General features: G+C 72.3%; 18 protein-coding genes, 1 tRNA gene and 1 pseudogene. 11 read left to right on the top strand and 9 right to left on the bottom strand.

Annotated features, from left to right (window positions below):
• Nucleotides 1-25 precede the first annotated feature (25 nt).
• Nucleotides 26-685 (top strand): O-methyltransferase, encoded by a 660-nt coding sequence (locus D581_RS0116360; RefSeq protein WP_018958300.1) that lies wholly within the window; start codon nt 26-28, stop codon nt 683-685.
• Nucleotides 686-770: 85 nt separating this feature from the next.
• Here D581_RS0116360 and D581_RS1000000139715 read toward each other — a convergent pair whose 3' ends face one another.
• From D581_RS1000000139715 to D581_RS0116350, 3 genes are all read right to left on the bottom strand, one after another.
• The gene (locus tag D581_RS1000000139715; protein WP_078625853.1) at nt 771-989 is read right to left on the bottom strand and encodes an FmdB family zinc ribbon protein; all 219 of its coding nucleotides are present in this window, start codon (nt 987-989) and stop codon (nt 771-773) included.
• Between the two features lie 54 nt (nt 990-1,043).
• Complete coding sequence (locus D581_RS0116355) at nt 1,044-2,489, bottom strand: coiled-coil domain-containing protein (RefSeq protein ID WP_078625852.1); 1,446 nt, start codon at nt 2,487-2,489, stop codon at nt 1,044-1,046.
• A 71-nt stretch (nt 2,490-2,560) separates the two neighbouring features.
• Nucleotides 2,561-3,361, bottom strand: coding sequence for a DUF4097 family beta strand repeat-containing protein (locus tag D581_RS0116350; protein WP_018958298.1), 801 nt, complete (start codon nt 3,359-3,361; stop codon nt 2,561-2,563).
• Nucleotides 3,362-3,636: 275 nt separating this feature from the next.
• On the opposite strand from D581_RS0116350, the gene D581_RS0116345 reads away from it, so the two are divergent.
• The 3 genes and pseudogenes from D581_RS0116345 to D581_RS1000000142120 form a co-directional block, all read left to right on the top strand.
• Nucleotides 3,637-3,708: transfer RNA gene (locus tag D581_RS0116345), tRNA-Val, on the top strand.
• A gap of 401 nt (nt 3,709-4,109) precedes the next feature.
• Nucleotides 4,110-4,778: a hypothetical protein gene (locus D581_RS0116340; RefSeq protein WP_018958297.1), complete on the top strand. Its 669-nt coding sequence runs from the start codon at nt 4,110-4,112 to the stop codon at nt 4,776-4,778.
• Nucleotides 4,779-4,820: 42 nt separating this feature from the next.
• Nucleotides 4,821-4,955: pseudogene (locus D581_RS1000000142120) on the top strand (inositol monophosphatase family protein); the annotation flags it as partial.
• A 100-nt stretch (nt 4,956-5,055) separates the two neighbouring features.
• Here D581_RS1000000142120 and D581_RS0116335 read toward each other — a convergent pair.
• A complete protein-coding gene (locus D581_RS0116335) occupies nt 5,056-5,679 on the bottom strand; it encodes a histidine phosphatase family protein (protein WP_018958296.1) in 624 nt (207 codons plus the stop codon).
• A 144-nt stretch (nt 5,680-5,823) separates the two neighbouring features.
• Between D581_RS0116335 and D581_RS0116330 the strand changes: the two genes are divergently transcribed.
• From D581_RS0116330 to D581_RS0116315, 4 genes are all read left to right on the top strand, one after another.
• Entirely contained in the window at nt 5,824-6,042 is a 219-nt protein-coding gene (locus tag D581_RS0116330) for a hypothetical protein (RefSeq protein ID WP_003969420.1), read from the top strand.
• Nucleotides 6,043-6,047: 5 nt separating this feature from the next.
• Nucleotides 6,048-6,197, top strand: a complete 150-nt coding sequence (locus tag D581_RS1000000141300; RefSeq protein ID WP_199787807.1) for a hypothetical protein — start codon at nt 6,048-6,050, stop codon at nt 6,195-6,197.
• Nucleotides 6,198-6,334: 137 nt separating this feature from the next.
• Nucleotides 6,335-6,799, top strand: a complete 465-nt coding sequence (locus tag D581_RS0116320; protein ID WP_018958294.1) for a DUF7144 family membrane protein — start codon at nt 6,335-6,337, stop codon at nt 6,797-6,799.
• An 82-nt stretch (nt 6,800-6,881) separates the two neighbouring features.
• On the top strand, nt 6,882-7,103 hold the full coding sequence (locus tag D581_RS0116315; RefSeq protein WP_007459290.1) for a DUF2277 domain-containing protein: 222 nt from the start codon (nt 6,882-6,884) through the stop codon (nt 7,101-7,103).
• Between the two features lie 70 nt (nt 7,104-7,173).
• Here the strand turns inward: D581_RS0116315 and D581_RS0116310 are convergent, their stop codons facing one another.
• A complete protein-coding gene (locus tag D581_RS0116310) occupies nt 7,174-7,947 on the bottom strand; it encodes a VTT domain-containing protein (RefSeq protein ID WP_026290571.1) in 774 nt (257 codons plus the stop codon).
• A gap of 197 nt (nt 7,948-8,144) precedes the next feature.
• On the opposite strand from D581_RS0116310, the gene D581_RS0116305 reads away from it, so the two are divergent.
• Complete coding sequence (locus D581_RS0116305; protein WP_018958292.1) at nt 8,145-8,921, top strand: superoxide dismutase family protein; 777 nt, start codon at nt 8,145-8,147, stop codon at nt 8,919-8,921.
• 175 nt (nt 8,922-9,096) lie between these two features.
• Here D581_RS0116305 and D581_RS0116300 read toward each other — a convergent pair whose 3' ends face one another.
• On the bottom strand, nt 9,097-9,546 hold the full coding sequence (locus D581_RS0116300; protein WP_018958291.1) for a DoxX family protein: 450 nt from the start codon (nt 9,544-9,546) through the stop codon (nt 9,097-9,099).
• A 117-nt stretch (nt 9,547-9,663) separates the two neighbouring features.
• Entirely contained in the window at nt 9,664-11,391 is a 1,728-nt protein-coding gene (locus tag D581_RS0116295) for an alkaline phosphatase D family protein (protein ID WP_018958290.1), read from the bottom strand.
• 283 nt (nt 11,392-11,674) lie between these two features.
• On the opposite strand from D581_RS0116295, the gene aac(3)-VIII reads away from it, so the two are divergent.
• Nucleotides 11,675-12,541: an aminoglycoside N-acetyltransferase AAC(3)-VIII gene (gene aac(3)-VIII / locus D581_RS0116290; protein WP_026290570.1), complete on the top strand. Its 867-nt coding sequence runs from the start codon at nt 11,675-11,677 to the stop codon at nt 12,539-12,541.
• 99 nt (nt 12,542-12,640) lie between these two features.
• On the opposite strand, the gene D581_RS0116285 is transcribed toward aac(3)-VIII, so the two are convergent.
• The gene (locus D581_RS0116285) at nt 12,641-16,411 is read right to left on the bottom strand and encodes a hypothetical protein (protein WP_018958288.1); all 3,771 of its coding nucleotides are present in this window, start codon (nt 16,409-16,411) and stop codon (nt 12,641-12,643) included.
• 169 nt (nt 16,412-16,580) lie between these two features.
• A complete protein-coding gene (locus tag D581_RS0116280) occupies nt 16,581-17,831 on the bottom strand; it encodes an aminotransferase class III-fold pyridoxal phosphate-dependent enzyme (RefSeq protein ID WP_018958287.1) in 1,251 nt (416 codons plus the stop codon).
• Nucleotides 17,832-17,949: 118 nt separating this feature from the next.
• Between D581_RS0116280 and D581_RS0116275 the strand changes: the two genes are divergently transcribed.
• Entirely contained in the window at nt 17,950-19,818 is a 1,869-nt protein-coding gene (locus D581_RS0116275; RefSeq protein ID WP_018958286.1) for a phosphoribosyltransferase, read from the top strand.
• The last annotated feature ends 2 nt before the right edge of the window (nt 19,819-19,820 follow it).

The following is a 19,820-nucleotide window of genomic DNA, read 5'->3' as shown; positions in this document are numbered from 1 at the left end:
GCGCGCGTTGCGCGAGGCTGGGGGCATGACCAAGGGCAACGACACCACGATCACGGACGAGCTGTACGCGTACATGCTGGCCCACAACCCGCCGCTGGACCCGGTCCAGCGGGAACTGGTGGACACCACGTACGCACGGTTCCCCGACCACGCGGGCATGCAGTCGGCCGAGGAACAGGCCCCGCTGCTCGCCTTCCTCGTCCGGCTGGTCGGCGCCCGGCATGTGGTGGAGGTCGGCACGTTCACCGGCTTCAGCGCCCTGGCGATGGCCCGGGCGCTGCCCGCCGACGGCACGCTGATCGCCTGCGACATCTCCGAGGAGTGGACGGCGTACGGTCGTGAGGCCTGGGCGAAGGCAGGCGTCGCGGACCGGATCGACCTGCGCATCGCCCCGGCCCTGGACACCCTGCGCGCGATGCCCGCCGAGCCGCACATCGACTTCGCCTACCTCGACGCGGACAAGGGCGGATACATCGCGTACTGGGAGGAGCTGGTCCCCCGGATGCGGCCGGGCGGGGTCATCGCCACGGACAACGTGCTCTTCCACGGCGGGGTCACGGACCCGGGGGCGACCGGTCCTACGGCGGCGATCAAGGAGTTCAACGACCACGTGAGCGCCGACGACCGGATGGACAGCGTCCTGCTGACCGTCTCGGACGGCCTGACGCTGTCCCGCAAGAAGTGACGGCCTGACGCTGTCCCGCAAGGAGTAGGGAGTAAGGAGTAAGGCCCCCGGCCGTCGCGGGGGCCCAAAAGGTTTCCGGCCGGGTTCAGCCGCAGCAGCCGCCCCCGCAGCAGCCCCCGCCCCCACCGCCGCCGGAAGGCGCGGGAGCGGACCCGGCTCCACCGCCCACGGCCACGGTGGAGAGCAGCTTGACGGTGTCGTCGTGGCCTGCGGGGCAGGAGGCGGGGTCCGAGGACCGAGCCATGGGACGGCTGACTTCGAAGGTGTCTCCGCAGGTGCGGCAGCGGAATTCATAGCGAGGCATGGGCTCAGGCTAGAGCCATCGCGGCCGGAGGGCTACGCCCCCCCGGCGGTCGCCTCAGGCCCCGGTGCCGCGTTCCTCGCGGATGTCGGAGACGACCCGGGCGGCGGTCTGCCGCACGGCCTCGGTCTCGGTCAGGAAGTGCCAGTAGTCGGGGTGGCGCCCCTCCAGGCCGGCGATGGCGCGTTCCAGCCGGGCCACGGAGTCGTCCAGGGGCCGGGCGTGCCGGGGGTCGGGCGTGTGCCGGCCGGCCATGGCGAGGCGCTGGGCGTCCCGCACCGCGAACCGGGTCCGCTCGATCTCCTGCTGCGGGTCCTTCGCCACGGCGTTCAACTGCCGCAACCGGTCCCCGGCGGCGGAGACCGCCTCGTCCGTGGCGTTGAGGAGGGCGCGGACCGTGGACAGCCGGGACGTGGCGTCCGCCCAGTGCTGCTCGTCGCGCGCCTTCGCCGCCTCAGCGAGTTTGTCCTCGGCCTGCCGGACGTTGACGGCGGCCTGCTCCGGGACGGGCTGGAGGTCCTGCCAGCAGGCGGCCGAGAAACGCCGCCGCAACTCGCTGAGCACCGGCTCCACCGAGCCCGCCCGAGTCGTCAGGGCCTGGGCGCGGGTCCGCAGCGAGACGAGCCTGCGGTCGATCTCGGCCGCCCGCTCGGGCAGCCGCTCCGCCTCGATGCGCACGGCCTCGGCATCGCGCAGCACCGCGTCGGCCCGCTGGAGGGTCTCCGGGACGCCGTGCGTCCCCGCGCCCTGGTTCAGCTTGGTCAGCTCCGGGGCGAGCGCGGCGAGCCGGGCGGCCAGCTCATCGGCCCGCAGTCCCGAGGCCCGGGCCCCGTCGAGGGCGTTGCTCGCTCCCAGGAGCGCCTGCCGGGCCCGCTCGACGGCCGGGGCGAGCCGGGCGAGCTGCGTCTCCGCGCTGCCCAGCAGAGGCCCGAGCCCCTGGGTGAAACGATCCAGCTCGCCCTTGACCCGTACGAGGTCGTCCTTGGCCCGGGTCAGCTCGGTGCGGGCCCGGGAGGCGACGGCGGGTTCCAGATCGTCCCGGTCCAGGTCATGGCTGTCGACGGCGGTGATGTAGGTGTGACTGACCTCGTCGATGCGCCGACCGAGCGCGGCGAAGTCCTCGGATGCCTTGCGGCCGCGCGATGAGCTGTCCACGGCGTTGATGGTCTCGATGGAGATCCTGAGATCACGCTGGGCGCTGTCCAGCTCGTAGAACGCCTCGGCGGCGGCGTCCTTCGCGGCCTGTGCCTCGGCCCGCTCGTTCTCCCCGCGCCCGCCGAACCACCGGCGCGTACCGCCACCGGCGAAGGCGGCGGGCAGCGCGGCGAGCACGAGGGGCACGGGCAGGAGCATCAGCGCCAGGACATCCCGGCCGCCGGAACGGCCCCGCGCGCGCGGCCTCGGCGACCTCCCGGGGGCGTGCTGCCCCGGCAGGCCCTGACCACTCTGGACGGCGGAACTCCCACCCGCTCCTGCCTCCGGCCGCGCGTGTGTCGCCGTCACATCCCTCTCCCGTGCCGATTCGCCCTGCCCGGTACATTCTCCCACCAGGTAAGGACGAACACACGGGTCGGTTAGTTCGCGCTTCGCACAGTGACTTGGCCGTTGTCGCTGCGCGCCTTCACCACATGCGCGCTGTCGTCGCCGCGCGGCACCCCGACCGAGACGTCCCCGTTGTCCGCGGAAGCGTTCACCGCGTACTTCTGGCCGCCCGGCGGCAGGTCGATGGTGATGCTCCCGTTGTCGCTCACGGTGTCCACGAGGTCGGGCACGGAGCTGAAGCCCAGCCGGATCTCCCCGTTGTCGGCACGGGCGACCACGGAGGAGGCGGATATCCGGTCCGCCCGCACCTCCCCGTTGTCGCTCTTCAGCTTCAGCGCGCCGCTCGCGTCCCGGACATTGATCTCCCCGTTGTCCGACGAGAGGTCCAGCGCCCGGTCGAAGCCGGTGGCGCTGATCGTCCCGTTGTCCGACGAGGCCGTGACACCGACCCCGCGCGGCACCTTCACCCGGTGCCGGGCCTCGCAGTTGTTGATCAGCGCGTCACACTTCACGCGGAGCGTGAGGGTGTCGCCCTCCATGCTCCAGACGGGGTCGGGCCCGCTGCCCAGCACCACCCACCCGTCGACCTGCCGCTCCACCTCGACCTGCTCCACGTCGGCCGGCACGAGATCCACGGTCGCGTTCTCGGAGTCGATGGTCAGGGTCTTCCCCTCCAGCGCGAACGTCTTGCGCTCCACGGGGGCGCCGTCGACGTCCGTACTCCCGCACCCGGTGAGAGCCAGGACCAGCAACGCGATCCCACCCCCCAGAGCGAGGGCCCGCCCCGGCGCTCCCCGGAGCGTGCGGGTCGCTGCGCTCTTGACGATGTCCACGGTGATCGTTCCCCCAGTGCGTGCTGCCGTACGGTGCCGCACCGGACGTCGCTGCCGGTGCACTCAAACCGTATGCACCGACGCCCCCCGGCGGGATCCGGACGGCTACCGTCTCTTGGTGGGGTTATCCCCCGCACCGACCGTGGCCCCGCCCCCGGCACCGCCCCCGACCGTGGCGCCGCCCCCGGCACCGGCCCCGGTGGAGGCGGCCCGGTCCCGTCCCGACCGGTTTATGAGCAGGGGCGCCGACCCATGTACGCTGTTGCCTCATCCACGGGTGCGTAGCTCAGGGGTAGAGCGCTGCTCTTACAAAGCAGATGTCGGCGGTTCGAAACCGTCCGCGCCCACTCGTACGAAGGCCCCCGACCGATCATGGTCGGGGGCCTTCGGCGTCTCCCTCACGTGAGGCGCAGCGCGAACGGTCCCTCGAAGGATCTGCCCGTCGCCCGCACCGTCCCCGACCGGGGCGGGCGCACGCGGTCGATTACGCAGGAGGTAAGGCCGGAAGCGCTGAGAGGGCGGGAGCGTCGGGGCTCCTCCCTGGGCGCGTGTACGGGGGCATCTGGATGTCCGCCGCGCGACGGACCGGCCTACCCTGGGCCGGTGCGCCGCGAGAGCAGCGGATGAACGTGTCGTCGTCCATCGGCCCCGTGCGGTGACGCAGGCTGCGGTGGAACGGCGATACGGCGATACGGCGATACGGCGAGACGGCGGTTCGGCCGAACGACGAGGTACGAGGGGGCAGTTCATGGGGCAGACGCTGGCCGAGATCCTGGGCGGGGCGGCGCACGGGCGGTTTCCGGAGACCGACGGGAGGACGACCGTGGTCGCCGCGCCGAGTGGCCGCGACACGGGGGTGATCGCCTTCACCGCGCACTCCGTCGTGTTCACCGATGAGGACCCCGAGTGGGTCCATGCGACGCTGGCCGCCCTGGAGTGCGATGCGCTGGCCGCCACGATGCATCCCCGCTTCCTGACGGCCTTCCTGGAGCGCACCGGGCGGGTCACCGACACGATCGACCTCCTGACCGTGGCGGCCTCGCTGCCCGGTGAACCCGCGCTGGAGCTGCGGGAGGTCACCGATCCCGTACACCCGCGGGTGATGAGTGCCCGTCGACGCCGGGACGGGGTGCGGATGTGGGAGGCCGACGGGGGAGTGCTGGTGCTCGGGCGCGGGGTGGCGGGGCGGTGGGAGGTCGCCGTCGAACTGGACGAGGACGCCCGGCACCGGGGCCTCGGCCGCGCCCTCGCCGCCGCCGCACGGCACCTCGTACCCCCGGGCGAGCCGCTCTGGTCGCAGCAGGCCGCGGGCAACGCGCGCAGCATCCGGGCGTTCCAGGCCGCCGGATTCCGCCCGGTCGGCTCGGAGGCGCTGCTGTTCGGCCGCGGTCGGGGGCAGGACGCCGGGGGAGCGTGAGGGCTGTGCCGCGCATTCCCCGTACGGCGGCTGTGGCCTCCCGCCCGGTACGGGGGCCGGCACTCCCGTACCGACGAGGGCGCCGGGGACTTCGCCACCGACGCCGATGGGGCGGCCGAGGAGGCGATCCTCGCCATCATCCGTGCCGCCCGGCCCGGGGGCGCCGGAACGCACGGGCTGCTGATGTCGTTGATCCGCGGTCGCGGGCGGAGTGCCTGAGCCACCGCACCGCCTGTGCCGTCCGGGGTGCCGCCGACGCACCTCGGACGGCACAGACTCAGACGTGCAGCTCGGGAGGGAAGCCGGTCCAGCGGAGTTCGGCGGGCAGGTGGCCGGTGTCGTTGAACAGGAGGAGGGCCGGGGGGCGGCCGGGCGCGTAACGGATGACGGTCAGCGCGGCGTTGGCGTGGTTGATGCCCAGCCAGCGCCACTCCGGGGCGTCCAGGGCGGCCCGGACGAGCCAGCCGACCAGGAAGTTGTGGGTCACGAGGAGTTCGTGGCGGGGTTCGTCGCCCTCGACCGTTCCCGTGAACCGCGCGAGAGCCTCCCGGGCCAGCCCGGGCCCCTGCTCGCGCTCGGCCGCCGGGAACCCGGCCAGCCGGGCGAGCGTCTCGTCGGCCGACTCCGCCGGCAGCTCCTCTCGTCGCGGCAGGTACGGGAGGTAGTCGCCGGCCGGTTCGGACCGCAGCAGAGGAACTCCCGCCAGCCGCTCGCCGACCAGCCGCGCCGTCTGCTCGGCGCGCGGGAGCGGGCCGTGGTGGATCGCCGTGATGGGGGTCCCTCGGAGCCGCTCCCCGAGCAGGGCGGCCTGGCGCCGGCCGTCGTCGGTCAGCGTGCTCTCGTCGGCGGAGGCCTGGCCGTGCCGGGTGAGGTAGAGGTAGCGGGCAGCCGTTGCCGTCATGGGCGGGTCCTCCGTCGCGGTTCATGATCGAACGAACGTCTGCGGGGACGCCCGGCCATGATCGGGCGGTTCCGCCGAGGTGAGCGGGACAGGGGCCACGCGTCCCGGGATGCGCGGGGGCAGTGCTCGGGGCACCGTGGAGGCATGGCCGAGCACCCGCCCGTGATCGTCTATCCGCCCTCCGCGACCGGAGGGCGGCGGGTCACCGTGCACGGGCAGATCGTGGGCCTGGCGCACGGGCGGGGCGAGGTGGCCGCGCTGCTGCGGTCCGCCGGGTTCGCCCCGGGGCCCGACAAGGTCGTCGAGCTGGACCGGCCGGGGCTGATCGAGTGGCGCGGCGGCGACCTCGACACGTGGGAGTGATCCCGGTGAACCATGTGCTGCACGCCTTCCTCACCGTCTTCTCGTGCCTGGCATGGGGGATCGTGTGGGCGGGCGTCGCCCTGGCCAACCGCGTCGAGCGGGTGGCGCTCACCGTCGACGCCCAGGGGCGCGTCGTCTCGGTCGGCGCGCCGTGACACCTCACCCGAACGGGCGCGTCCGGGTGGCCCTGCGCCGGGGCCGGGAGGAGCGTCGGAGCTGATCCGCACGCACTGACCAGGGCAGGTCAGGACAGCAGGCGCCCGTTGGCGCCTGTTCCGGCTAAGGAGTCCTCATGTCGCAGCCCAGCACCCCCGCACCCGGCGCCTCGCGCCCCGCCGATCCCCGTCCGGGCGGCAACACCGGCAGTCCGTGGGCGGCCGGGGGAACCGTGTTCGCCGGTGTCCTGCTCTTTGTGGACGGCATCCTCGGCGTCCTGAAGGGCATCGCGGGGATCGCGTCGAACGATGTCTATACGAGCGTCAACGACTACGTCTTCAAGTTCAGTGTGACCTCGTGGGGCTGGATCCACCTGATCCTCGGCGTGATCCTCATCCTCGTGGGCTGGGGCATTCTCAAAGGCGCGACCTGGGCCCGCGGAGCGGGTGTCGTTCTCGCCTCCCTGAACCTCATCGCCAACTTCATGTGGCTCCCGTACACCCCGGTCTGGGCCATCGTCACCATCGCGATCGACGTCTTCGTCATCTGGGCCCTGTGCACCGACCGGTCGAACCCGAGCGACCTGGTGCGGAGCAGCTGAGCGAGGAGAGCGGACGGCAGGCGGACCGGCCTGGCGGCTGCCACGGGTGTGCGTTGTCAGTGGGGCGGTACACACTGGAGTCATGTGCCGCAGCATCAAGACGCTCCGCCCGCCCGCCCTCCCCGAAGAGGCCACCGAGGAGGACATGCGGGCCGCCGCCCTTCAGTACGTACGCAAGGTCTCCGGGTTCCGCGCGCCCGCCGCGCACAACCGGGAGGTCTTCGACCGGGCCGTCGACGAGATCACCGCAGCCACGATGAAGCTGCTCGACGGCCTGGAGATACGGGGCGCGGCCCGGGGCTGAGGCGCGCCGCCCGCTAGGCCCTGTCGTCGAACTCCCGTCTAGCCTCGGATCCGGATGCGGACCCGGGGGTTCATCCGGCTCCGGATGCCAGTGCCTCCGTAGTCGTCGGCACCATCTCCGATGCCGATGCCGATGCCGATGCCGATGCCGATGCCGATGCCGAATTTGTCGTCGCCGCTGTCTTGGTCCTGGCTTCGGCCGCTGTCCGCGTCCGCGTCCCCGTCCGCGTCGCCGGGCGCTTCACCAGGAACGTGGCCAGCGCGCCCGCCACGAACAGGGCCAGTACGGAGACGGCCGTGCCGAACCACGTCGAGCCCAGCCACCGGCCGCCGAAGTAGCCGAGGCCCACGCTGTAGCCCGCCCATGCCAGGCCCGCTAGCGCGGACCAGGGAAGGAAGTCCCGCTTCCTGCGGTGGGCGGCGCCCGCGCAGAGGGAGACCACGGAGCGGCCCGCGGGGGCGAACCGGGCGATGATCACCAGCGCGCCACCGCCCCGGCTCAGCGCCGTGCCGAGAAGTTCCTGCGCGGAGGTGAGCCGCCGGGAGCGCGCGATGGCCCGGTCCAGCCGGTCGCCCCCGCGCCAGGCGAGCCGGTACGCGACGAGGTCGCCGAGTACCGAGGCGGTGACCGCGCACAGGATCAGTACGACGAGCGAGGGAACCTGCCCGCCGGTGCCTTCACCGGCATCGCTGACGGTCGTACTGCCCGCTGCCGCCGCCGTGGCCGCCGTGATGACGAGAACGCCACTGGGCAGCAGGGGCAGAAAGACGTCCAGGAGAACGGAGAGGGCGACCACCGCGTAGATCCATGGGCTGCTGGTCAGCGCGGCCACACTCTCTGGCACCGTCTACTACTCCCTGCTCGTGTCAACGCCGCGACGTCGCAGGGGAGCGGCATGGGCGGCAGGTTCAGCTGTACAGCGTACGCGTGAGGGTCATCCGGACGCCGCCCGGGGCGGGTGATGTTGTGCAGGTCACGTACACCTGGAGGCCTTGTGGCCGTTAGGCGGGGAGAACGACCGGCACGAGCGAGGAGCAGCGCATGACGGCATGGATGGTACGGGCGGGACGGGGTCCGGCGCACCCGATTTCGGGGCGACGGGGGACGGCGGGACGCGAGGGCGGGGCGAGGTCGCGGGGTCGGCGGGTCTCACGGGTCCCGGGCGTACTGGCGGGCACGGCAGCCCTGCTGGCGCTGGCCTGCGGAGTCGGCGTCGCCCACGGAGCGGGCGGCGGCGCGGCGGACGCCTCCGGCAGCCACGGCGGGCACGGGACTCCCGCGGCCGAGGTCTCGGCGAGGGAGCCGGGCGGCGGCGGTGGAGAGCCGAGCCGCGAGGGCGACGTCAGCGTCGCCGTGGGCGGCAGTTCGTGGACGCGGGCCGCGGGGGTGTTCTCCCCGCCCGGTTCCTTCGTCCCGTCCGACGCGCTGACGTACGACACCGGGCTGGTGCCGGCGGGCGCGCGGATCGAGGTCACGCAGTTCGCGGATCCGTCCGGCACCCGGGTCGGGGCCCGGCTGCGGGGGCTCGTGCCCGGCCGTGCGTACGGAATGCACGTGCACACCTCGCCCTGCGGCGCCGACCCCGCCGCTGCCGGGCCCCACTACCAGCACCGCCCGGCGGTGACGGCGGACCCGGTCAACGAGGTGTGGCTGGACTTCCGGACGGACGAGGAGGGCGACGGCCGCGCGGAGGCCCTGCACGGCTGGGGCTTCCGCGAGGGCGGGGCACGGTCGGTGATCATCCATGACCGACAGGGCGGTGCGGGGGAGCGGGCGGCCTGCTTCACGGTGCCGTTCGGGCCCCACGGGCGGGATTGACCGGGCTCCGCTCTTTCGCGCGGACGACGGCGTACGGCGGTGTCCCGCTCCTCCGCGTCACCGGAGGGGCGCGGGCACCGCCGTACGCCGTCGTCCGCTCCGTGCGAGGAGGCTGCGGGGCGACGCCGAGAAAGCAGGGCGACGCCGAGACAGCAGGGTCGGGCCGAGATACCGGTCAGGCCGAGACGGCCGAGGTCTTGTCGCGCCTGGGCGTGTCCGCGGCGACGGCCGCCGTGTTCCGCGAACCGAAGAAGCGGTCCAGAGCGACGGCTCCCGGGCCGGTGAAGACCAGCAGCAGGAACGCCCAGCAGAACATCGCCGAGGCCTCGCCGCCGTTCTGGAGCGGCAGGAACGCCTCGGGCTGGTGCACCTTGAAGTACGCGTAGGCCATCGACCCCGAGGCGACGAAGGCTGCGACGCGGGTGCCCAGGCCCAGGGCGACCAGGGACCCGCAGACCAGTTGGATCAGTGCGGCGTACCAGCCGGGCCAGGCGCCGCTCTCCGCCTGGTTGCCGCCGAGTACTCCGAAGAGTGTGGCGGCGCCGTGGAAGGCGAAGAGCAGGCCGACGACGAAGCGGAAGAGGCTGAGGACGTAGGGCTGGGTCTGGTTCAAGCGGATGAGCATGGGGGGCGGGCTCCTTCGGTCGTGGTGGGGACGTGAACCGATTGAGCGCCAAAGGTTAGGGAGACCTCAGCATTGCTTGCAACTTCAACATTCTGTCGAGTGGCTGAAAATCGCCTCCTACTCAGGGGTGAGTGAACGCTCAAGAACCGCTTCGAGCTGGGCTCCCTGCTTGCTCGCTTTGGCCTGGACCAATGTCAGCGCAGACTTCCGGCCATGCAACGTGAGCGTCATGAGCTGGTTGCCGAACCAGGGGCCGCCCGCCTTGTTCCAGTTCACCGGCGACGCGCCCGTACGGCTGTGGCGGGACAGCAGTCGGCCGATCCGCCGGCCCGCCCGGCTCCAGCCGAAACGGAAACCCGCTCGGATCGACCGGGGGATCGAATTGTGCACGGGTGAGCAGGTCAGCTGAAGGACACGGGCGATCGGTGCGCCCCCGGAGCCAGGCCCGGAATCGGTCCCCGGGCGGGAACCGGGTCCGGGGTCGGACTTCGGCCACCGTGGCTCGGCGACGTACGCATGGTGCACATCGCCCGAGAGGACGCATACCGTCGCCGGGGCGTCCGGGCCGCTCCCCGCTTCCCGCAGCAGCTCCGTGAACCGGTCGAAGGATTCCGGGAAGGCGGCCCAATGTTCCAGGTCGGAAGCGCGGCGAAGCTTCTCGCCGAAGCGTGCCCAGCGTGGCCCGCGTACGCCCGCGCACAGGGCTGCGTTCCAGCGCTCCGCGTCATGGACGAGCGGGGGCAGCAGCCACGGCAGGGAGCTGCCGATGAGGAGATGATCGTAGGAAGAGGGGTCATTCAGGACCGCGTCCCGCAGCCAGTCGGCTTCCTCGGCGTCGAGCATCGCCCGCTCCTTCTCGGCCAGGACGCGGGCCGCGCGGGTGTCGACCATCACCAGCCGTACTCGGCCGAAAACACGCCGGTAGCTCCACCGGGTACGGGCGGGATCCGCGTCGGTCTCGGCGGCGAAGCGGCGCAGCGTCTCGGTGCCGTCGGGTGATGCTCTGACCGCCGCGTACACGGGGTCGGCGGCCAGCTCGACGGGGGAGAGATTGCCCAGGTGCTGGTGGACCCAGTACGACATCAGCCCGCTGACGATCCGTTCGTGCCACCAGGGTGTGGCGCGCATGTCCCGCTGCCAGGCGGCGCTGGTGTTCCAGTCGTCGATGACGTCGTGATCGTCGAAGATCATGCAACTGGGGACCGTGGAGAGCAGCCAGCGGACCTCCGGATCGCGCCACGACTCGTCGTAGAGGTAGGTGTACTCCTCGTAGTCCGCGATCTCCGTGCCCGGCGCCTCGCCCAGGTCCCGGCGGGCGGCGAGTCTGCGGCGGGTCGCCCCGGAGGTCTCGTCCGCGTACACCTGGTCGCCGAGGAGCAGCAGGACGTCGGGCCGCTCGGCCGCCGGATCCGCGGCGAGGCGAGCGGCCAGGGTCACCAGGGCGTCCGGACCCACGGGGTCGTGCCCGCCGCCGGGAGCGGCCGCCCACCGGCACGACCCGAACGAGATCCGCACCCCGTCCGGCTCCGCCCCCGCGTCGCCCGCGGTCGCCCCGGACGGCGTGGTGATGGTGCTCGGCGGGAGGCGGGTGCCGTCGGGCGGCCAGACGCGCCGGGATCCGATCAGCACCTCGTAGGCCGTGGTGGAACCGGGGGTCAGCCCCTCCACGACGACCAGGGCGTAGTGGTGCCCGGCCACCGAGAACGTGGGCGACGCCCCCGAGGCGCCGTCCGCGCACCGGACCTCCACGGTGCACGGACGGCTCGCCTCGACCCAGACGGTCGCGGTGGTCCCCGACTCCCAGTCGACGTACCGCAGCAGTGGTCCCAGGCGCAGCCCGGCCATGTGATATCTCCTCGCGACGCCGTCACGGATGGGGTCCGTAACGTACAGAACGCGGGAGGAAGGTGCACGGGTTCCGGTGGTCGGGCCGTGCGGACGGGTCGGGGAGTCAGCGGCCGCGACGTGGGGAGAGACGTGCGCGGCGTGCGTCACGGTGCCGGAGACGTGGCCGACGGAGGAAAGTGAAGTAGCTCAGCTTTTCGGTGCAAGGAGTGCAGGCCATTGTTCAGGTCCGCCGGGGGAGCTTGCGGCCGAACTGTACGCACGCGGCGTTAAGTTGTCTCACGTGAACGAAATGGAGCTCCTTGAACGGGCAGGTGGTCCGGTGACCCGGAGCCGCATCGTGAACGACCTGACCACGCTGGGGGTCCACCGTGGTGACACGGTCATGGTCCACACCCGGATGTCGGCCATCGGATTCGTTCCGGGCGGAACCCGGACCGTCGTCGAGGCTCTCGCGGAGACGGTCGGGGACACCGGCACGCTCATGGCGTACTGCGGCTGGAACGACGCTCCGCCCTATTCCCTCGCCGACTGGCCGGAGAACTGGCGGGAGGCGGCCCGATCCGCCTGGCCCGCGTTCGACCCACTGCTCAGCGAGGCGGACCACGGTGTCGGCCGTGTCCCCGAGGCGCTCCGCAGGTGGCCGGGAGCGGTACGCAGCCGTCATCCCGATGCCAGCTGCGTGGCTGCCGGACCGGCCGCACACAGGTTGCTGGACGATCACCCGTGGGATGATCCACACGGGCCCGACAGTCCGCTCGCCCGGCTCACCGCGATCGGTGGCCGCGTCCTCCTCCTCGGAGCCCCTCTCGACACGTTGACTCTGTTGCACCACGCGGAGGCCCTGGCCGAAGCGCCCGGCAAGAGGTACGTCACGTACGAACAGCCGATCACGGTGGCCGGTAAGCGGGTGTGGCGACGGTTCCGGGATGTCGACACCGAGACCGAGGCGTTCGACTACGGGCAGGTGCTCCCCTCCGGGGTGTGGCCTTTCACGGCCATCGCCCAGGAGGTACTCGACGCCGGTCTCGGCCGCACCGGCATGGTCGGCGCCGCCCGAAGCCACCTTTTCGAGGCGGCCGACGTGGTCCGTTTCGGGGTCGACTGGATCGAAAGCCATCTGGGGGCGGCGGCTCCGGCCGACGACTGAACCGTGCCGGCTCGCCGCCCCCTCCTGGGCGGACGGGGCGGCGAGGCGGCACGGTGTCCGGCCGCCCGTAGTCCCGCCTCGCCACCCCGGTGCAGCGCCTCAGCCGACCCCACCCGGGGCCACCGGACGTGCCCCGCCCACGCCCGGCTTGACACGGATATCACGGCGTAGTCGGCCGTCCGCCGCGGCCGCCAGCAGCTTCTCCTGCCGCGGCCCGGCTCCGTACGGGACCACTTCCAGACCGGCCACCAGCTCCTCCAGCACACCGGCGCCCGCGAGGACGTCCGCGTAGCGATGGACCAGTAACTGCTTGCAGCGGCGGTACGCCCCCGGGGCGGCCATCACACGGCGGGCGACCTCCGCCGCGTTCTCCTCCGACAGCGCCAGCCACGGCGCCCGGCCCAGCAACAAGCTGTCTCCCTCCGGCCGGCCGCTGAACGCCCGGACGGCCGCGTCGCGGACGTCCGCCCGGGGCAGCAACGCGGAGGCCAGGACATCCGCCCAGCCCGGTTGGTCCGCCGCGCACAGGGCCGCCACCCCCGCCTCGGGGAACCGTGCCGCCACCAGCAGGGCGAGCTGCTGCACCGCGTTGTACCCGGCGATCCAGTCTGCCGGGTCCGTGATGCCGGCCAACCGGCGCCATGCCGCGTCCAGCCTGGCCACCGCTCCCTCGGGTCCCGCTGCGGAGGCCCGTGCCACCTCGGACCGGATGTGCCCGTCCAGGCAGAGCATGCCGATCGCGGTGCCCAGGGGAAGGGTCTCCAGGGTCTCGAAGAGCTCGGCGTCCTCGTACACCAGCCGGTAGTCGACCAGGGCACGGAAGATCCGCTTCCACTCCGGTCCCAGGAACGCCCCGTCCAGACCGGCGACCTCATCCACCGGCACGTAGGAGAAGTCGTAGGAGCCGTCGAACAGGGTGCGGAACACGCCCAGTGCCAGACGCATCCCGGCGGGTGTGAACCGCTCGCCGTTCGCCTGCCGGGCCTCCACTCGGAGGGTCCAGGTACCTGCCATCCTCACCCGCTCGCCACGGAACTCCAGCTCGGGGAACCAGCTCTCGCAGCGCTCCAGCAGGATCATCAGGCCCGTCAGCCGACCGGAATCGGCCTCGGTCACGTCCGGCGGCTCCGTCCACTCGCCCTCCACCCGGTCGGGACGGAACAGCAGGCTCGCCTTGTGGATTCCCAGCGGAACGTCCAGCTCGAACGCGTTCCGGGTGAAGCGCAGCAACTTGTTGCCGCCCGGTCCGAACCGGTCCGACAGCCGCTGGAGTTCACGCACCACCGAGGGCGCCCGCTCTACCGGGTACCTGGCGGTACGGTGCAGCAACCACTGGTGCAGGGCGTTGTGCAGCTGGTGCGGATGGTCCGGTCCGTGGCCACCGGCCAGCGGCTCGCCCGCAGCACTCAGCTCCAGCAGGCGGCTCCAGGTGAGTTCCTCGTCCAGCACGAAGTTCTCGGGCACCGGTCGGCCACGCCATTCGCGGACCCATCGGCCGAAGCCGGCGACCGACCGTTCCTCAGCCGGTGACAGGTCGTACCCGGCGGCCGCCGACAACCAGGCGTCGAGGACGTCGAGATAGGCCCGGTAGGCGGCCTGGTCCGGGCGGCTCACCACCTCCAGCAGCAGCCGCTTGAGGGTGCTGTCGTACGCCTCGATCAGATCGCTGCGGACCAGATCCAGCAGAACCGGGCTTCCCTCCGGCGCCCGGGCACCGCCACCGCTGTCCTGCGCGGTCCCGGCTCCGCCGTCGTGCCACGCTCCGGCGCCCGCGTACGCGCGGAAGGCCTCGTTCAGGGCGTGCCCGCACCGCGCCGCGTCGCCCGCGTCGGCCGCCGAGAGATCGACCCGGCGCCGTTCGAGGGCAAGGCACCGCACGGCGAAATCGGGTTCGGCGGCGGCCATTTCGAGCAGGTGGTGGATCTCGGTGGGCGGAGCCGAGGAGCGGGCGGCGAAGCGGCACAGCTCCTCGGTCCGGACCGGGTCGTCGACCGGCAGGGCGGCCACCGCACGGCCGATCACCTCGTCCCGCTCAGGTGTGTCGTACACGTCCAGAACCGTCATGGCCACGGTGAGCGACTCCACCGCGCCGATCAGGGCGAGCGCCGCCTCCCTGCCCGGGCCGACGTGCGGCCCTCCGGCAGTACCGGCCAGGGCCAGCACCCGGGGAAGCACCTCCGCCAACGCGGTATCGGACAGCGCGACCGCGTCCTCCAACCGGGCCAGCACCACTGGCAGCCGGACGTCGACGGCGCCGGCGATGGCAGCGCCGAGGGCCCCGGGCGGTACCGACCGGGCGCAGCGCGGCAGCACGGCCGGGACGCCGAAGGAGTCCGCCCGTGCCGCGCGGAGGCCGCGTGTGTACCCGTCGGCCGTGTCCCGTACAAGTTCCGTCACCCGGTCCGCGGGAACCCCTCGCGCCAGAAGTGCCTCGGCGAGGCGGGCGGTGAACGCCGGCGACGCCACCTCGGCGCCGTCCCGGACGAACACCTCCGGTGCGGGCCGGAAGCTGTTCGCCACGATCCGGTCGCGCACCCGGGGCGGTACATGGGGCAAGTCGTACAGACCGGATGCTCCCGGCATCAGCGTCGGACCGGGCGGCACGCCGTCCACGAGCACCGCGGCGGCGGCCTCCTCGCCGTCCGCTCGGGTGAACAGCAGGCGGCACCCCTGCGGTACGGCCGACATCCGCCGGGTCTCCACCTCCACCTCCGGGGGCCGGCCCGTACCGAAGTGGCACTCCTGCGTCCAAGGATCGGCCAGGGCGTACGACGCGGTCTCCGGCAGGTCCTCGGGGCGGCCACGCAGCACCGCGACCCCGTGCTGCCGGAACATCACCGCGGCGTGTTCCGCCGGGGTTCCCCGCTCGACCAGGACGTGGCCGAGACGCTCACGCTGCTCCGGCTGCATCAGCAGGTAGCGGCTCCAGGCGTCCTCCAGCCGCACGGACGTAAGGAACGACGTCGCACGGACGCGGCGGGGCGGCACGAGGATGTCGACCGGCGCGCTGAGGCAGGCCGCCCTCCAGGCGTCCCGGGACTTCTCGGTCAGGGCGTCCAACGAGGGTTCGGGATCGAACGCGGTGGCCGGCCGGACCTGCACCAGCGTGGACCGCGCGGTCTCCACGCGGCGCAGCATCTCCCCCTGCCACAGGACGGTGCCGGGGACGCCGGTCAGCCACGCGAGGCTGTTGCCCCCGTCGCCGGATTTCTGCGCTGTTCCGAAGCCGAAGCCGAGCGACAACTGGCCCACCAGCCGGTCGTCGGATGTGAGTTCGGTCAGGCCGGTGACGGATACGGTGCCCGCGTCGGTCTCCAGGACCCACTCCGAATCGAGCCGCGGCATGGCGAACCGCTCGTGCAGCCGCACCAGCAGCCCGGCAAGCGCGGCCACATCCGCCGGTGCCGGCAGAGGGGTCTCCGATGCCGCTACCGGGGGTCCTTCGGCTGAGGCCGCCACATCGACAAGCGGCTGCACGAACGCCGCGATGGGCGCGGGGCGATACGAGGGGTCGGTCAGTCTCTGCTGGGCGATCGCGTGCTCGCCGTATCCGCTGAACACCACCGCTGCGACCGTGCTGTACAACGCCTCAGGGCCGGCGCACACCAGGCTTTCGTAGCCGCCCGCGTTGACGTTCTCCTCGTGGTCCTCGTCCCCCGAACTGCGGACGATCCACGGTGCGTCGCCGCAGACCGCGTGCAGCTCTTCGGCGAGATCGGGGCGCCGGTCCCTGAGGAACGCGGCGTAGCCCGCGGCGAGTTCCCGCTGCGCGGTGTGCCCCACTGAACCGTCGAGGGGGACGGCGGCGCCGTCCTGGGCCAGGTAGGCGTACGCGTCGACAGGATCGAACGGTAGTAACGGGAGGGCCACTGCGGTGAATTCGGGGTCACGGGAAAGGGCGAGAAGACGGGCGCATTTGGCACCGTATTTGTCCTTCTCCTCTGCCGGTTCGTACGGTCGTCCCTGTTCTTTTTCCATTTTCGATGCCTGCTCTTCTCTGTGTTCGGTACGCATGCGCGGACTCGCTCCCGCCGGGGATTCAGTCGTCCAGGAGCCGCGCCAGCAATTCCTCGGTCCCGGCCCGGTCGCGGTCGGCTTCCCGCAGGCCGTCCAGCACGTTCCAGGCGACCCGGTACCGGCTCGCCTCGTCGACCTCCACGGGTCCCGCGTGGTGAGCGAGCCGCGCGCACACCTGGGTGAACCGCTTCTCGGCGTCCGCCAGCACGGCGTCGTCGAAAGAAGCGGACACCGCTTGGTTGTCGCCCGCGTAGAAGAGCAGCCCCTCGGCATCCGACGCCCGGTAGAAGTCGTCCTCCAGCTCTTCGGTGGCCGGGACGAACTGAAAGAACGTGCCGTCGCCGACGACATCCACCGGAAGCGATGCCTCCGCGAGAGCCTTCCGGACGTGCCTCAGGAAGCGGTCCCCCGCCTCGCGCACGGCGCGCTGCGGCTGTCCTGTGGCCACCCGTGCCAGGGCCGCGTCCGCCGCCGCCAGGATCGTCGGTTCGAAGAACGAGGTGAACGACACCTCCTTCAGCGGCCGTAGCAGCCTGCGTGAACCGCCGACCGCCGACACCGCGTGCCCGTTCGCCATGCCCTTGGCCACCGTCCACACCTCCGGCGCCAGGAGCTCCGCCGTAGACAGACCCGGTCCGTACCGCAGCCCCACCTTGACCTCGTCCGCGACGACGGCCACCCCGGCATCGGTGCACAGCCGGCGCACTTCCCGATACCACGCGGGTGACAGGTGCATGTGATCCGGGGACACCACGACCGCCGCGACCCGCTCCCGCCTCGCCAGCAGCTCCGCAAGCAGTTCGAGGTCGTAGAAGAAGTCCACCACCCCGTCCGCGTTGGGTTCCAGCGGCGTCGCGGAGGGATACCACATCGGGTCGTAGCCGTGGTAGCCGCAGCTCAGGATCAGCGGCCGACCGGTCGCCTCGCGCACCGCCAGCACCGCCGCGCGGACCGCGGCTGTACCCGACCTGAACAGGCCGACCACCTCGCCGCCGCACAGTTCGTGCAGCCGCTCCAGTACGGAGCCGACGCGGGGGCTCCACCCCGTGGCGGAGCCGTCGGCGCCCCTCGCCGCCCGCTCGACGGCTTCCGCGACGCCCGGATCCCCGTGCCCCAGCAGAACAGAGCCCCGCGCGTTGTCGAAATCGATCCAGTCGAATCCGGATTCCGCTACGAGACGGGCACCGGACGCGGAAGTGAAAACCCGTGGGCGGCGGTCCGCGTCACGCGGGCAGGTGGGGAACTCGGCCAGCAGTGAAAAGTTTTCCGTCATTGTCCACCTCAGATGAAGGCTTGCGTTGAAAGGAAATCAGGACGGACGCACAGTGAGAAGCGAATCGGTCGCCGAAACGACGGAGACACGACCCCGACTTCCGGAAGGTATTTACGTGATGACATCCGACGTGACGCTGCCGTCCCTGCACCAGGCATTTGTGGAGACGGCCCGGTGGGACGGCAGCGCGATGGCCCTGCACGCGTGCGCCTGTTTCGCCGAGCAGTTGTCCTCCGACGCGGCCGCCGCCGCGCAGACCCTCGGGCGCGGGACCGAACCACAGAGCCCCACCACCGGGCCGCGGGTCGTCACCGCCGGGCTGCGCGCCCTGTGCACCACGATCGCTCGGGAGACCGCAGCGTCCCCCGAGGCACCGGCACGCGATGCCGACCTGCGTCTGCACTCCGTCGAACGAGCCCTCCGCCTGGCCACCGAAACGGTGAACGCCCTGTGGCGCTCCGAGGACGCGCACCGCGATCCGGTGACGGCCGCCCTGCTGCGGCACGCCGCCGACTGGAAGACACCGGAGTGCTACGGCTACGACCTCGCCGACCCCGAACTCACCCTCGGGCAGGCGGCCGACTGGCTTTCCGCCGGGAATACGGCCCCGCCCGTCCTCGTCGTGGCCGTCCGCACCGGCGGCTCCTATCTCGCGCCCTACTGGCAGGCTGCCGCCGAGGACGCCGGCCGCTCCGCGGGCCCCTGGCACAGCGTTCGCCCTGTCCGGGGCGAGCACGGCATCACGCTGCCCGACGTCGAACTCGCCGCGCTGCCCGCCGTACTGGCGACCGGTACGGACATCGTTCTCGTCGACGACCAACCGGACACCGGCGCCACCGCTCTGGCGGTGCGCGACCAGTTGGCCGCCCGGTACGCCGGTGCGCACCGCATCGTCCTCGCCTCGCCCGGCCGCCTCTACGACCTGGCCGACACTCTGGTGCGGCTGACCGTCGAACGTCCGCCCGTACGCGGTGACGGGAGACGGCTCTGGCAACTCACCGGCTCCGCCGACACCGGCCCGCTCGTGGCGCGCGCCCGCCAGGCCGGCGTGCCCCTGTCGGCCGACACCGCCTACCGGGCGGAGCGATTCCGTGACACGTTCACCGAGGTGTACGGCCCCCCGCGCGACACGACGGCGAAGGAAAGCGCGGCCCGCCGCATCGACCCGCGGCGCCGGCCCTTCACCCTGTCCCCGGTGGAGTCCACCGGTTTCCGCCGGGCCGCGTATCACTTCCGGTTCATCGGCACGGGCACGCACGGTCTGCACTGCGCCCGCACCCTGCACGCCCTGAGCGGTCTTCTCCCCGTCGGAACGGTCTTCACCGACGGCTATCTCGTGACGCCCCACGAGCGGGACCTGCGTCCGCTGCGCCAGGCCCTGCCGGAGCTCGACAAGACCGAGCAGCGCCGGGTCCTCGGCGAGGTGGCCCGCTCCTGGCATCGGCTGCGCGCACTCGGGGAGTTGGGCCGACCGGGCCCGCAGGCCGTGTACAACCCGCGGGAGCGGCTCGACACGGCGCTGCGCCGACTGCGCGACCACACGGGTCGCCCGCTGCCGGTGGACAGGAACTGGCTTGCCCGCCGGGTTCCCGACCGGGCGCCGGTCGGCGGCGTCGACGAGGTGCTGTTCCGCACCCCCCTGCCGTACGGGCACTCCCCTTGGCACTGGCAGCTCGCGGGAACGGGCCTGCTGCGGTTCGGGCTCGACTGGATCTGGGGCGGGGGCGGCTGTCTGGAGAGCGAGATCGCCTCGTTCCTCGTGGAGAACCGACTCGACGCCCCCGCCATCGGCCTGCTCCGCGAGGCGGTGGCCGACGCCACTGACGACACCCGCGCCTTCGACGCCGCACTCCGTCTGGGCGGTGAAGCGCTCCACTGGAACGTCAAGACCTGGCTGCGCCGCGCCCCGGAGCCGACCGGGCCCGCCGTCGACCGCATCACCGCCGAGTTGGCGGCACAGGCCGAGTACGTGGCGGGCCTCGCCTGACG

Source organism: Streptomyces sp. CNB091 (genome assembly GCF_000377965.1).
This window is presented reverse-complemented; position numbering and strand designations above follow the sequence as displayed.

Bases quoted from the DNA above. Each gene is read 5' to 3' on its own strand.
- D581_RS0116360 (WP_018958300.1), top strand. From the start codon at position 26: ATGACCAAGGGCAACGACACCACGATCACGGACGAGCTGTACGCGTAC.
- D581_RS1000000139715 (WP_078625853.1), bottom strand. From the start codon at position 989: ATGCCTCGCTATGAATTCCGCTGCCGCACCTGCGGAGACACCTTCGAA.
- D581_RS0116340 (WP_018958297.1), top strand. From the start codon at position 4,110: ATGGGGCAGACGCTGGCCGAGATCCTGGGCGGGGCGGCGCACGGGCGG.
- D581_RS0116335 (WP_018958296.1), bottom strand. From the start codon at position 5,679: ATGACGGCAACGGCTGCCCGCTACCTCTACCTCACCCGGCACGGCCAG.
- D581_RS0116330 (WP_003969420.1), top strand. From the start codon at position 5,824: ATGGCCGAGCACCCGCCCGTGATCGTCTATCCGCCCTCCGCGACCGGA.
- D581_RS0116320 (WP_018958294.1), top strand. From the start codon at position 6,335: ATGTCGCAGCCCAGCACCCCCGCACCCGGCGCCTCGCGCCCCGCCGAT.
- D581_RS0116315 (WP_007459290.1), top strand. From the start codon at position 6,882: ATGTGCCGCAGCATCAAGACGCTCCGCCCGCCCGCCCTCCCCGAAGAG.
- D581_RS0116305 (WP_018958292.1), top strand. From the start codon at position 8,145: ATGACGGCATGGATGGTACGGGCGGGACGGGGTCCGGCGCACCCGATT.
- D581_RS0116300 (WP_018958291.1), bottom strand. From the start codon at position 9,546: ATGCTCATCCGCTTGAACCAGACCCAGCCCTACGTCCTCAGCCTCTTC.
- D581_RS0116295 (WP_018958290.1), bottom strand. From the start codon at position 11,391: ATGGCCGGGCTGCGCCTGGGACCACTGCTGCGGTACGTCGACTGGGAG.
- D581_RS0116280 (WP_018958287.1), bottom strand. From the start codon at position 17,831: ATGACGGAAAACTTTTCACTGCTGGCCGAGTTCCCCACCTGCCCGCGT.
- D581_RS0116275 (WP_018958286.1), top strand. From the start codon at position 17,950: ATGACATCCGACGTGACGCTGCCGTCCCTGCACCAGGCATTTGTGGAG.